This is a genomic window from Sporosarcina sp. UB5 (assembly GCF_050859005.1).
GTDB lineage: Bacteria > Bacillota > Bacilli > Bacillales_A > Planococcaceae > Sporosarcina.
The window spans coordinates 2276195-2290450 of sequence record NZ_CP125984.1 but is presented as its reverse complement, the minus strand read 5'-3'; the positions used below and the strand labels follow the sequence as shown (position 1 = coordinate 2290450).

Sequence of the window (14256 nt, the reverse complement as noted above, 5' to 3'; positions counted from 1 at the left end):
ATGCTCACTATCTCATTAATGCATTCATAAAATGTTAGTAGTTTTCACTGCATCCGCTGTCAGGCTTTCCCGAATAGAAGGCGGAATAACTGTTACTGTTCCTGAAATGACAGATTGACCTTCTTCATTCGTTGCCTCCACCTTAACAACAATGAACTGTTTCTGTTTCTCTTTCTCTACTTGAATAACTTCAAATAGAAAATCGATTGTTTCATAATGGTGCACATGATGTGGAAAAGCCAAATGTTGTTTCGTCACATGCGAACCCGGTCCAGGCAAGTATTTTGAAATGGCAGAAGTGACGATACCGGTAAGCATAATTGTAGGCACAATCGGCTTGTTGAATTCGGTTTTGGATGCATAATCATGTTGCATGTATAGCGGATTTGAATCATTTGTTAAACCGAGGTAGAGAAGTAAATCTTTATCCTCAATCTTTTCGGTCAGCTTTAATTTTTCTCCGACAACAATCTTCTCTATTTCTCGTCCAATCCGCCTTTTTTTTCCTAATATCAACTTACTTCCCCCTTCATTTTCCTGCACACAATTCGTGTTATAGAAAGTGTATCAATTTTCACTCGAAAAGAGCAAGTGTCTTTGTTTGATGTCTTGTTTTACAATAAAAAACCGGACAGTCCACATGGAAGTCCGGTAGTTTTATTACGAGTTATGCGAGAACTTTCATGACTGCTTTTACAGATTCAGCGGATTTAGCAAGTGCCGCTTTTTCATCTTCTAGCAATTCAAGTTCAATGATTTTTTCAATTCCACCTGCACCAAGTACTGTCGGCACACCTAAGTAAATACCGTCAAGTCCATATTCACCTTCAAGATAAGCAATAGAAGGAAGCACTCGCTTTTGGTCTTTAAGAATCGCTTCAGCCATTTCAACGAGGGAAGCAGCTGGCGCATAATATGCAGAGCCATTACCTAGAAGGTTAACAATTTCAGCTCCACCTTTACGTGTGCGATCCACAATTTCTTCAAGGCGAGCAGCTGGAATTAACGTTTCAAGTGGAACGCCACCAGCTGTGGAGTAACGTACGAGTGGAACCATATCGTCGCCGTGCCCACCAAGAACGAAGCCTGTGACATCCTTTACGGATAGATTTAATTCTTGGGCTACGAATGTACGGAAACGAGCTGTATCCAATATCCCAGACTGTCCAATGACACGTTCTTTCGGGAATCCAGATTCTTTATAAACAGTGTAAGTCATTGCATCGACAGGGTTTGTCAATACAATAATTGTAGTATTCGGAGAGTTCTTAACAACTTCACTCGTCACAGCCTTCATGACTTTTTGGTTTGTTTGGACAAGGTCGTCACGACTCATACCTGGCTTACGAGCAATTCCAGCTGTAATAATGACAATATCGGAGTCTTTAGTATGTGCATAATCTGAGGTGCCAGTAATAGTAGCATCAAACCCTAAAACCGGACCCGCTTCAAGCATGTCGAGTGCTTTACCTTTTGTTGGGTTTTCCATTTGTGGAATATCCACGAGTACTACATCGCATAGCTCCTTTTGAGCTAGAAGGAAAGCTGTAGTTGCACCGGTGAAACCTGAACCAATAATTGAGACTTTTTTTCGCTTCATTGTCATAAGAAACCCTTCCTTTTTCGTTCGAATATGTAGAAAGAGGGGATTTCTCCCCTCTTTGATAGTTTACCTAATTATAGATTTTTAATCAATTCATCTGCAAACTCAGATGCTTTCACTTCAGTCGCACCATCCATTAAGCGAGCAAAGTCATATGTTACAACTTTAGAAGCAATAGTTTTCTCGATGGAAGCGGTAATCATATGTGCAGCTTCGTTCCATCCCATATGCTCAAGCATCATAACGCCTGAAAGAAGAACAGAAGATGGGTTCACTTTGTCTAGCCCTGCATATTTCGGAGCAGTTCCATGAGTTGCTTCAAAGATCGCATGTCCAGTTACGTAGTTAATGTTAGCACCTGGAGCAATACCGATTCCGCCGACTTGCGCTGCAAGTGCGTCAGAGATGTAATCACCGTTCAAGTTCATTGTCGCAACAACGTCGAACTCTTTCGGACGTGTCAAGATTTGTTGTAGGAAGATATCCGCAATCGCATCTTTTATGATGATTTTGCCAGCAGCTTCTGCATCAGCTTGCGCTTTGTTTGCAGCTTCTGTCCCTTCCGCTTCCTTGATTTTATCGTACTCGTTCCAAGTGAACACTTTATCGCCGAACTCTTGCTCAGCCACTTCGTAACCCCAGTTTTTGAATGAACCTTCAGTGAACTTCATGATGTTCCCTTTGTGGACAAGTGTTACAGATTTACGGCCTTCTTTTAGTGCATAATTGATTGCACCGCGAACAAGGCGTTTTGTACCTTCTTCAGAAACTGGCTTAATACCGATTCCAGAAGTTTCAGGGAAACGGATGTTTTTTACACCCATCTCATCTTGAAGGAATGAAATTAATTTCTTAACTTCATCTGTGCCTTCTTGGTATTCAATTCCTGCATAAATATCTTCTGTATTTTCACGGAAGATGACCATATCGCAGTCTTCTGGACGTTTAACCGGAGATGGAACCCCTTCGAAATAACGGACAGGACGCAAGCAAGTGTAAAGGTCCAACTCTTGGCGAAGTGCAACGTTCAAAGAGCGGAAGCCTCCACCGATTGGCGTCGTCAATGGTCCTTTGATAGCAATTAAATACTCTTCGATTGTGTCAAGAGTCTCTTGCGGTAGCCATTCACCAGTTTCGTTGAACGCCTTTTCACCTGCAAGCACTTCCTTCCATTCGATTTTCTTTTTGCCATCATATGCTTTCTCAACTGCTGCTTCTAATACACGTGAAGCTGCATGCCAAATGTCTGGACCCGTTCCGTCACCGATGATGAAAGGGATTGTTGCGTGATCCGGTACATTAAGAACGCCGTCAGTTACTGTGATTTTTGCCATTTTCTATTCCTCCAATTCAAAATGAGGGGGCCGATAATAGTACTATCGCCCCGATGTATTCCTTGTTAATCCGGCTACTTATACCAGGTACAAGTTATCTTTCGTTGATTGGCACGTATTTTTGCATATTTGGACCAGTATATTCTGCCCGCGGACGAATGAGTCTATTGTTCGCGTATTGCTCCAAAATATGTGCCGCCCACCCTGAGATTCGGGAAACTGCAAAAATAGGTGTGAATAAATCGTGATCAATATCAAGTGAATGATATACCGAGGCTGAGTAGAAATCAACGTTCGGTGGAATGTTTTTCTCGCCAGTCACGATAGCTTCAATTTTTTCGGACATGTTATACCATTTTTCTTCTCCACGTAATGCTGTCAACTTTTTAGACATTTTACGTAAATGCTTCGCACGTGGGTCGCCTTTTCGGTATACGCGGTGGCCAAAGCCCATAATTCTTTCTCTATTAGCAAGTTTTTCTTTAATGTATGATTCTACGTTCTCCTCATCGCCTATTTCCATAAGCATCTTCATCACTTGCTCGTTCGCACCGCCGTGAAGTGGACCTTTTAACGCTCCGATTGCTGCTGTAATGCCGGAATACATATCGGAAAGGGTTGCTACACATACACGTGCCGTGAAAGTGGAAGCATTTAACTCATGGTCAGCGTGAAGAACTAATGCTTTATCGAATGCTTCGATTGCAACTTCTTCCGGCACTTCTCCTGTTAACATGTACAGGAAGTTTGCCGCATAGCCAAATTCCTTTTTAGGGGCAACCGGCTCTAGGCCTTTACGGATGCGAGAAAAAGCAGTAACAATCGTTGCCACTTTTGCTTGAAGCTTAATTGCCTTTTCGTAATTAGCTTCATCAGACATATCTTCCGCGTTTTCATCGTATAATCCGAGAAGGGAAATTGCTGTACGCAATGCAGCCATCGGATGAACTTCACTGATTGGATAATTCTTAAAATGATCAAGTACAGGTTGTGGAACCGACATATTATCCGCAAGTTGCTGTTTCAATTCAGCAAGCTCGTCCGCTTTCGGCAGACGCTGATGCCATAGTAGATATACAACTTCTTCAAAGCTTGCATTGTCTGCAAGGTCATCGATATCGTAACCGACGTATGTAAGTGTGTCATCAATAATAGAACTGATGGCGGACTGTGTCGCTACGATTCCTTCCAATCCTTTTGTTGCTGTCATTTAAAATCGCTCCTTCAGTCAATTTTGCCGTAAAGCTACAAAATCTAGCAGATTCCGGCAACTCTACTTTTTATTTGTACTGTCTGAAACGCTTACAATGACCATTATAGTCAATTATTACAGTTTTGTGAATGGATACGCTCGTTTTATTTGTAGAATAATAGATTAAAGGATGAAATCTTGCTAAAAAACATACAACAACAAACTTTCAAATCACTTGTCCTGCAATGGGTTCCGGCAATTATGGCAGGGATTTTCATATTTGTAATTCCCCCAATAGGAATTGCAATTATTGTAGCCTATTTTACGGCTCCGATCTTACTTGCATTTCGCGCGATGACGAAACTTCCTTTAACAATCGCCACACTTTTCGTCATGTTTTCCATTTTATTCATCGTAGGAACCTTTTCGTTCATTGCCTTGCACGGACTAATGGATACAGTACCTCTTTTGGAAAAACATTTAGCTTCGTATACTGGAAAAACAGATTTGACAGGAAAAGTAATCAATTTCTTTGAAGATAAAATCGTCGAATACGGACATGCACTTCTCGAACATGCCATTGCGTTTACCGCTTCTTTTTTCCAACATATATTCAGCATGTTCATTTTCCTCGTCGCCTACTTTTTCGCATTGCGGGAATCAGGCAAAAACAAATTTTGGTTCCTCGTCTATTTTCCGGTAAAAATGCGCGCATCAGCAAAGCGCGTCTTTACGAAGTCTGGCGAATTGTTCGGTACATTCGCTTTCGTTGAGGCAAGATTATTTTTAATAACCTTTATTATCCTAAGTGTAGGGTTTTCAATTCTTAATTTCGAATCACCAATTGGGAGTGCATTCCTTGTCTCCATAGCTGATAGTTTACCTTTGTTAGGTATCGGCCTTTTTCTAATACCAATGGCAGCTTTCTTCCTTTATTCCAATCAACTTTTCGTAGGATTTTCACTCGTACTTCTTTATATTTTTGTCGTGATGACGAGACAAATGGCTGAATCGTACATGTGGGCTTCTGCATTTCGCGTAAAACCGATTCATGCTTTTTACGTCACAATTTGCTCGCTCTATCTGTTTGGATTACCGGGCATTCTGTTAACACCGTTTCTACTATTTGCAGCTATGAAATTAAAAAAGCATCCGGCATTTACCGAATGACAATTTTACCTTGCTTCATTTTTTTATAAATCCACCTGACGATAAATGGCCTAATTACATTTCTTGGTCCATTAAATAATAGCAAAAGCCCTGCAATATCCGTTATGAAACCTGGCATGATCAATAAAATACCGCCAAAGAAAATACAAATCCCGTCAATTACTGCATTTCCGGGAGCTTCTAACGTTCCCATCCTGTCACGTAAATCGACAAAAGCTTTAAACCCTTGTCTTTTTGCAAGATAAGCTCCACCAACCCCAGTTAACAGGATAAGAAGAAGGGTCGGCATAATACCGATTGTGTTTCCGGAATAAAGGAGGAGCATAATTTCCGCCGCTGGCACGACAATAAAAGCAAGTAATAGCCATTTCAATTTACATCGTCTCCAATTCTAAAAAAGGCCGCTTCCGAATTTACCGGAAGACAGCCTTGTTACAATTTGTTATAGAACACTTGCGTGGCCATTATAAATAACTCCGGATTCCGCATCCATCGTTATTTCATTTCCGTCGACAATAAGTTCCGTCGCCTTCTCTACACCAACGATGACCGGAATACCTAAACTGAGACCGACAACCGCTGCATGACTTGTCAATCCGCCCTCTTCCGTTATTAAACCTGCGCATTTTTCAATCGCGGGCATCATATCACGATCCGATGAATACGTAACAAGAATCTTACCTTCCATATCATGTGCCAATGCTTCCTCGGCGTTACGGGCGACAACCGCTTGGCCGAATGCAACCGACTTTCCGATTCCTTGCCCTTTAGCAAGCATATCACCAATGACATGAATTTTCATCAAGTTCGTCGTACCAGCTTCACCGACCGGCACGCCTGCAGTGATGATGACGACATCACCATGAGTTACATATTGGTGCTTAACACTTTCCTCGACGGATTCCTTTAATATTTCATCAATAGAATGCACTCGTTCGCCCATAATTGGATAGATTCCCCATACAAGCGACAATTTTCTCGAGCGTTCTTCCGAAGCAGTAATTGCGATTACCGGGCAGCCTGGACGATATTTAGCGATCATTTTGGCAGTATGACCACTTTCCGTAGGGGCAAGCACTGCTTTCACCTTCAGATTAATTGCCGTATATGCAGCTGCCTGACCGATTGCTTCTGTCATATTCCCGTGTTTTTCACGGCGACGAGTAGAAACGACCGAACGATAATCAACAGAGTTTTCCGCGGTTTTTGCAATTTTATCCATCGTACGTACTGATTCAACCGGGTACAAACCTGCTGCCGTTTCACCGGAGAGCATGATTGCATCTGAGCCATCCAAAATGGCGTTTGCAACGTCACTCGCCTCAGCCCGTGTAGGACGTGGATTTCTTTGCATCGAATCAAGCATTTGAGTAGCTGTGATGACAGGCTTACCGACCTGATTGCACTTTTCGATCATTTTCTTTTGGACGAGCGGAACTTCCTCTGCGGGTATTTCTACACCGAGATCCCCCCGCGCAACCATTAAACCGTCTGAAACCATTAAGATATCATCCAAGTTGTCTACACCTTCACCATTCTCGATTTTCGGAATGATGTGGATTTGCGCTCCGCCGTTCTTTTCCAATAACTCCCGTATTTCCATTACATCTGATGCCCTCCGGACAAAAGAGGCTGCAATGAAATCTACACCTTCGTTAATTCCAAATAAAATATCTTCTTTGTCCTTCTCGGTAATTCCAGGTAACTGCACCGAAACGCCAGGTACGTTCACGCCTTTTTTGTTTTTCAACGTTCCCGAATTGACGACAATTGTATGAATTAGTCCTCTTTCATAATCCTTTCCGACGACTTCCAGTTGGATTAGCCCATCATCCAGAAGAATGATTGATCCTTTATCGACATCTTCAATGAGTTTTTCATATGTAACCGAAAAAACATTGTCGGACCCTTCTACTTCATTCATTGAAATATCAATATGCTGGCCGGTAATTAGATCGACTTGTCCGTTCTTCATAGAATGCGTCCGAATTTCAGGACCTTTTGTATCTAGCAGAATTCCGACAACCTTGCCTGTTTTCTTCGACGCTTCCCTGATGGCTTGGATTCGGGCTTTGTGTTCTTCGTGTGTACCATGTGAAAAGTTCAGCCGCGCGACGTTCATACCTGCCTCGATCAATTGTTCAAGTAGTTCCGGTGATTCACTGGCTGGTCCAATCGTGCACACAATCTTTGTTTTCCTCATCACAAAACGCCCCTTCGTAGTGTACTCTTTAAAAGTGTTAGCTTCGTTAAATCGACAATTCTTTGGACAATTTATACAGTCCACTATCCAACGTGTGATCTGTTGGCGCAAATACTATTTCTAAATCATAGTCTACCACCTTATGGTTTTGCATACCAATAGCTACACCGCCTCGACCTTCCCGTAGCACTTCAACCGCTCTTGCACCATATTGGCTAGCAATAACCCGGTCACGTGCGGACGGTGAACCTCCACGCTGAATATGCCCGAGGACAGAAACTCTCGTCTCAATTCCCGCTTTCTCCTTTAACAAATCGGCCAACGCCGACCCGGACATGACACCTTCCGCTACGATAATAATACTATGTTTTTTACCCCGCCCTGTACCGCTTTTTAATCGACTAATAATCTCATACAAACTAAAGTCCTCTTCAGGAATGAGAATCGTTTCAGCACCACCGGCAAGACCCGCCCAAAGCGCTAAATCCCCCGCATCGCGGCCCATCACTTCAATAATAAAAGTGCGTTCATGTGATGTTGCAGTATCGCGTATCTTATCAATAGCATCGATGACGGTGTTTAGTGCGGAATCAAAGCCAATTGTGAATTCCGTGCCATGAATATCATTGTCGATTGTTGCAGGCACACAAACACAAGGAATCCCCATCTTTCCTAACTCGAATGCCCCCCTGAAGGAGCCATCTCCTCCAATGACGACAAGGCCATCAATTTCATGTTTCTTTAACTGGCTTACCGCTTTTTTTCGGCCTTCCTCAGTCATAAATTCCGGAGAGCGGGCGGACCTTAGCATTGTCCCTCCACGTTGAATAATGTCACCGACAGAACCGAGCTGCAACATTTCGATTTTTCCTTGGATTAGTCCTTGGTAACCATTAAAGACACCAGCAATTTCAAACCCCTCGTAAATTGCTTTTCGCACGACTGCGCGAACCGCTGCATTCATGCCAGGCGCATCTCCCCCACTCGTCAAAACCCCAATTTTCTTCACATCAATCACCCCTTCTTTTTCTGTTTACTATGTATAATATAATACGAAAAGATGCGGGGTAAGCCCGCACCTCATCCTTCTGAAAAAATACCGATATTACGAAACTTATTATATCGGTCTTCTATAATTGCATCTGCATCCATCGTGCAAAGTGATTCCAATGAAGATTTCAATACTATCCTCATTTCCACTGCTTGTGCTTTTGCATCACGATGTGCACCGCCAAGCACTTCTGGAATAATTTCATCAATAATCCCCATTTCTTTCAAATGAGGAGCTGTAATTTTCATCGCATCTGCTGCCTGTTTGGAAAGGCTTGCGTCTTTCCATAAAATCGAAGCTGCACCTTCAGGTGAAATGACGGAATACGTCGAGTGCTCCAACATATGGATTTTATTAGCAACCCCTAAAGCAAGCGCGCCGCCACTACCACCTTCTCCGATAACAATCGAAATAACTGGCACTTTCAATCCAGCCATTTCAATGAGATTGCGTGCAATCGCTTCACTTTGGCCTCGCTCTTCAGCCGCTTTTCCTGGATAAGCACCTTTCGTATCAATGAAACAGATAATTGGACGGCCAAATTTCTCCGCCTGTTTCATTAAGCGTAACGCTTTTCTGTACCCTTCCGGATGTGGCATCCCAAAATTGCGTTTCACGTTTTCTTTCGTATCTTTCCCGCGTTGATGGCCAATAATCGTTACAGGCGTCGATTCAAAAGAGCCAATACCGCCCATGATTGCTGCATCATCCCCAAAAGAACGATCTCCGTGTAGCTCGATAAAGTCTTCAAATAGTTCGTTAATATAATCTCTCGTCGTCGGACGCTCCGGGTGTCTCGCCACTTGCACACGATCCCACGGTTCCATGTTACCGTATATTTCCATTTCCAAATTACTTAATCTCGTTTTTAACTTGCCAATTTCATCAGATAAGTCAACATCATTCGTTGTTGTGAATTCTTCAAGTTCATTGATCTTTTCTCGAAGTTTCACAATCGGTTCTTCAAATGCCAATGTCTTGCTCATATTAGTTTACCTCCCTTACATGAAGCCCGACAAGTTTTGCAAGTGTTTCCGTCAATTCGCGACGATCGATAACTGCATCTACTTGTCCATGCTCCAACAAGAATTCAGCTGTCTGGAAATCATCCGGAAGCTTTTCTCGGACAGTCTGCTCAATTACCCGTCTTCCAGCAAAACCAATCAACGCTCTCGGTTCAGCTATATTTATATCACCAACTGATGCAAAACTAGCAGATACACCGCCTGTTGTCGGGTAGGTCATGATTGAAATGTACAACAACCCCTTTTCGGAATGACGTTTTAAAGCAACGCTCGTTTTCGCCATTTGCATGAGGGATAGAACCCCTTCCTGCATACGAGCACCGCCGCTCGCCGAGAAGATGATGACAGGGATACTTTTTTCCGTAGCAGCTTCAATTGCCCTCGTAATTTTTTCACCGACGACAGAACCCATTGAACCCATTCGGAAATGAGAGTCCATAATAGCGACTGCAACTTCGTTACCACCGATTTTTCCGATTCCGGTAAGCACTGCTTCATTTAGTCCAGTTTTTTCTGAATCAGATGCAATTTTCTCTGTGTAAGACGGGAAGTTCAATGGGTTTTCCGTCTTTAAATGATCGTCCATCGAGACAAAGGTGTTTTCATCAAATAGACATTCAACACGCTCCCATGCCGTCATTTTAAAATGATGATCGCATTTCGGACAAACTTTTGCTGTTTTCATAAGATCTTTCGTCAAGATAATTTGCTTACAATCAGGACACTTCGTCATAATTCCTTCCGGCACGTCGTTTTTTGCATCGGCCGAAGGTATCGTTATTGCTTGCTTTTTTTTCGTAAAAAATTCACGGATCATTCTTTCTCTTCCCCCTCGATATGTTCAATCCACTTGTCATAGGCATTGATCGCTTCTATGACGTTTCCTTCGATCAAATTAGTAAGTAACGCTCGTACTAAATCATTTTCGATTACATCTGTCATTAGTTCGTACGGAACTTTGCTATATTGTTTCAGTATAAACCAAATTTTCAATGATAATCTGTTATCTGTCGCTACAATCATTTCTCGTACAATATTTTCCCGAAGTACCTCGCCGTCTTCATCGAGTTTTATAAGTAGTCCTTCCCAAACAGGAAGATTCCGCTTATGTTCGTCTTCGCAAATTGTTTGTATTGCAGCTTTTTCATGAATGATGCGTGTATCTGTCACATCCACTGCCGATTTAGGCTGTTGCATGACGAAAGTCGAAAGCACTTCAACGAGCTGGTGTTTTTTGAAATCGGCAAGGAATGTCCCTTCGCCACGGCGGGTTTCAATTAGTCCTAGCAGTTCAAGGCTTCGTAGTGCTTCGCGGACTGTCGATCTTCCCACTTGTAGACGTTCTGCCAAAACACGTTCAGACGGTAATTTGTCACCTACTCTGATGCCTTCCGCCTTAATCATCAGCCTGAGTTCTTCGACGATGTCCAGAAACATCTTAGATGATTGTTTTGTATTTTGCATACGGGCGCCCCTCTTGGAATGTCGTAATCCGAGTGGTCAGACCACTTCTTTGTATAAGCATACAGAAAAGTGCCCGTATCGTAAAGTGATTTTTAATAATTAATGATGAAACGACAAAAAGAGACATGCATCTACATGTCTCTTTAAACCCTCACAATCTGCTGGACGATTAGTTGTGGTTGGCCGTTGCGTTTTTCCGTTGTGCCGGTCACTTGCACCATAGCAAGTTCTTGTAAATGGATGTTCATTCCGGCGTATTGTCTCGGGAAGATTGTGCACGATAGTTCTCCTGTTTCGTCTTGGAGAGTAAGGAACGCCATCGCTTCCCCTTTTTTCGTACGGATCCGTTTAATTTCCCTTATCATGCCGGCCACTTTTACGATCGAACGTTCTTTTACATCCGGAACGTGTACGAGGTCCACCACCTGTTCTCCTAATGTCTTTTTCATTTCTACCGCAGGATGTTCAGATAAGTAAAAACCTAACACTTCCCGTTCATATTCAAGCATGGCAAATCGAGGCATTGATCCTCCCGGTGAATATTTCGGCTTTGCTACCGAATAAATGATTTCGTGTAGCAAGTCATCTCCATCAGGACTGACGAACTGTGCGTGATTGCGGGCTGCTTCGATTGATGCAAGCAGGACGGAACGATTTTCTCCAAACTCATCTAGCGCTCCCGCTTTTATGAGGGGAAGAATTGTTTTTTCAGTAAAATTAGTTGCACCAATTGCAACGGAAAAGTCGAAAAGCGTTGTCCAGCCATCGGTTGTTCGCGCTTCTTTTACGACGTTATAAAAAGAAGGAGTCACACCTTTAATCGCCCCTAATCCGATTCGAATCGAGCCTTTTTCGACAATATGGGAGTATTTGCTTTTTTGAATAGAAGGGGGAAGAATTTTAATACCTTTTCCCCTAATTTCATTGATGTATTCCATTGTTTTTTCTTGATTGCCAGCCGTCATTGATAGTAGTGCGGCGTAAAAATAAGCAGGTGCATTCGCTTTGACGTATGCCAACTGATAGGAAATCAATGAATACGCAACTGCATGGCTTTTCGGGAACCCATAATCCGCGAATTTCACGATTAAATCATAAATTTCAGTTGCGGAATGCTCCGGAAAATTATGTTGAACTGCACTTCTTACAAAATGCTCTCTCTCTCGCCGAAGCACGTCTCGATTTTTTTTACTCACTGCTCTTCTTAATAGATCTGCTTCTGCCATCGTGAATCCTGCAATTTGTACTGCAATTTGCATAATTTGCTCCTGGTATACGATGATGCCTTCGGTTTCCCGCAGAATCGGCTCCAGTTGCGGATGTACATAATTTATCGTTTCTTTATTGTTTTTCCTTCGGCTATAAAGAGGGATATTTTCCATCGGTCCTGGACGGTATAACGCATTGATGGCGTATAAATCACTAAATTCGTCCGGTTTAATTAGCCTTAATGCGTCCCTCATGCCAGCTGATTCAAATTGGAAAATGCCCGTCATGTCACCTTTCTTGAAAAGGTCGAAAGTCTTTGCATCGTCTAATGGAATATCCCCGTAATGGAGCTCCTTACCCGTATCATAGTAGACCATTGATTGAATTCGATCCATTAACGTTAAATTTCGCAATCCGAGAAAATCCATTTTTAATAAGCCGATTTCCTCAACGTCCCCCATCGCCCACTGCGTCAAGTAAATATCATCTCCTCCATTTTGAAGAGGAACATTTTCGACTAATGGAGTTGGAGACAAAATAACGCCCGCAGCATGTGTGGAAGCGTTTCTCGGTAAACCTTCTAATGTTTTAGCAGCCTGGAACCATTTGACACGGATTGGATCCATTGCAATCCAGTCTTGAAGCGCTTTTGACTGGTTAACGGACTCTTCCAACCTTTTGCTATGTCCATCCTGTATCTGCCTGGATAAGAAAGTCATCTCTTCATTAGAGAAGTCAAAAACACGTGCGACGTTTCGCGCGACAGACTTGGATGAAAGTGTACCGAACGTAATGATTTGCGCAACATGCGCTTTCCCGTATTTTTTCGCAACATATTCAATAACTTCAGAACGACGGTTATCCGCAAAATCAATGTCGATATCAGGCATTGTAATTCGACCAGGATTGAGGAAGCGCTCGAAAATGAGTCCGTACTTGATTGGATCGACATCCGTAATTCCAAGGGAATAAGCGACGAGTGAACCTGCAGACGAACCACGTCCGGGGCCTGTCAATATCCCATTTTCCTTTGAAAAGCGCATAAAGTCTTCCACGATGAGGAAGTAATCAGAGAAGCCCATGTTTTCAATGACCATAAGCTCCGTTCTTAGCCGTTCATAATACGACGGATTAACGGTTCCAAGACGGCGGATTAATCCTTCCTCGCAATTTCTTTTTAACAAGGAAGCAGAGGTTTGCCCTTCCGGAACGGGAAATGCAGGCATTAACGTGCGGCTCGGCGGTAATTTTGCATTGCATGACAACATAATTTCAGCCATCGTAGTAATCCATTCAGGACGATTGGAAAACCATTTGTGAAACTCTTGCTCCTCCGGTACATAAGCGTTAAAGACGTCTATTTGTGGACGGGAAGGATCATTTAACTTATAACCAGATCGTATTGCGGTTGCAACTTCAAACGCAAATGCATCATCTTCTGCAATATATCTTGACTCATGATAGGCGGTAATCGTAGTTTCCGTCCGTTCGGCTATGTGCACGATTTCATCCTCAGCATGATGTTTAACACCGCCCGGCCGGGAAATGCCAATATAAACTGTTTGGCAAACTTTCCGGATTGTGTGGATCGTTTCCTCACTCCGCTTATCATTCCATGAACGATCCGTCATCGGGCAAATGAACACACATCCGTCGCTATATGCTTGCAGCCATTTTAACGGAAGCGTCTCCGGCTCCCTGACGGAAATTGCACTGCTCATTTTCAGCAAATTTCCATAGCCTTTATCGTCCTTCGCATATGCATATAGCAACGTAGTTGTTCCGTCTTCCAACTCCAAATTCATTGATAACCCGATAACCGGTTGAATGCCGTACTTTTCCATCACCTTACAAAACGAACGTACTCCGTACATTTTTGAATTGACGATGCCAACGGATCTAGCCCCTCTCCTTTGCAGAAGTGGGGCTAGCTGATCTAGTTTAATAATGCCGCGCAGCAGATCAGCGCCGGTCACAATTTGTGGATAGACAAGCACCAATGTTA

Annotated in this window: 12 protein-coding genes; 1 reads left to right on the top strand and 11 read right to left on the bottom strand. The window is 42.9% G+C overall.

The annotated features are described in order from the left end of the window. Positions 1-24: 24 nt before the first annotated feature. From QM454_RS11565 to citZ, 4 genes are all read right to left on the bottom strand, one after another. Positions 25-516 (bottom strand): MaoC/PaaZ C-terminal domain-containing protein, encoded by a 492-nt coding sequence (locus tag QM454_RS11565; protein WP_432358158.1) that lies wholly within the window; start codon positions 514-516, stop codon positions 25-27. A gap of 151 nt (positions 517-667) precedes the next feature. After that, positions 668-1606 carry a malate dehydrogenase gene (mdh, locus tag QM454_RS11560; RefSeq protein ID WP_432358156.1) on the bottom strand — a complete coding sequence of 313 codons (939 nt, stop codon included), beginning with the start codon at positions 1604-1606 and terminating at the stop codon, positions 668-670. Between the two features lie 71 nt (positions 1607-1677). Continuing rightward, entirely contained in the window at positions 1678-2937 is a 1260-nt protein-coding gene (gene icd / locus QM454_RS11555) for an NADP-dependent isocitrate dehydrogenase (RefSeq protein WP_432358153.1), read from the bottom strand. Positions 2938-3031: 94 nt separating this feature from the next. Then, positions 3032-4147, bottom strand: a complete 1116-nt coding sequence (gene citZ, locus QM454_RS11550; RefSeq protein ID WP_432358150.1) for a citrate synthase — start codon at positions 4145-4147, stop codon at positions 3032-3034. Positions 4148-4327: 180 nt separating this feature from the next. Between citZ and QM454_RS11545 the strand changes: the two genes are divergently transcribed. After that, positions 4328-5299, top strand: coding sequence for an AI-2E family transporter (locus QM454_RS11545; protein WP_432358147.1), 972 nt, complete (start codon positions 4328-4330; stop codon positions 5297-5299). Here the strand turns inward: QM454_RS11545 and QM454_RS11540 are convergent. The 7 genes from QM454_RS11540 to QM454_RS11510 all read right to left on the bottom strand — a co-directional run bounded on the left by QM454_RS11540 (position 5289) and on the right by QM454_RS11510 (position 14248). Beyond that, positions 5289-5672: an FxsA family protein gene (locus tag QM454_RS11540; RefSeq protein ID WP_432358145.1), complete on the bottom strand. Its 384-nt coding sequence runs from the start codon at positions 5670-5672 to the stop codon at positions 5289-5291. The genes QM454_RS11545 and QM454_RS11540 overlap by 11 nt on opposite strands. Before the next feature lie 69 nt (positions 5673-5741). Beyond that, a complete protein-coding gene (gene pyk / locus QM454_RS11535) occupies positions 5742-7502 on the bottom strand; it encodes a pyruvate kinase (RefSeq protein WP_432358142.1) in 1761 nt (586 codons plus the stop codon). Positions 7503-7548: 46 nt separating this feature from the next. Next, positions 7549-8511, bottom strand: a complete 963-nt coding sequence (pfkA, locus tag QM454_RS11530) for a 6-phosphofructokinase (RefSeq protein WP_432358140.1) — start codon at positions 8509-8511, stop codon at positions 7549-7551. Between the two features lie 71 nt (positions 8512-8582). Next, the gene (locus QM454_RS11525; RefSeq protein WP_432358137.1) at positions 8583-9539 is read right to left on the bottom strand and encodes an acetyl-CoA carboxylase carboxyltransferase subunit alpha; all 957 of its coding nucleotides are present in this window, start codon (positions 9537-9539) and stop codon (positions 8583-8585) included. A gap of 1 nt (position 9540) precedes the next feature. Next, entirely contained in the window at positions 9541-10395 is an 855-nt protein-coding gene (gene accD, locus QM454_RS11520; RefSeq protein ID WP_432358134.1) for an acetyl-CoA carboxylase, carboxyltransferase subunit beta, read from the bottom strand. After that, the gene (locus QM454_RS11515; protein ID WP_432358131.1) at positions 10392-11042 is read right to left on the bottom strand and encodes a FadR/GntR family transcriptional regulator; all 651 of its coding nucleotides are present in this window, start codon (positions 11040-11042) and stop codon (positions 10392-10394) included. Before QM454_RS11515 ends, accD begins: the two co-directional genes overlap by 4 nt. Before the next feature lie 143 nt (positions 11043-11185). Further along, the gene (locus tag QM454_RS11510) at positions 11186-14248 is read right to left on the bottom strand and encodes a DNA polymerase III subunit alpha (protein WP_432363977.1); all 3063 of its coding nucleotides are present in this window, start codon (positions 14246-14248) and stop codon (positions 11186-11188) included. Positions 14249-14256: the final 8 nt, after the last annotated feature.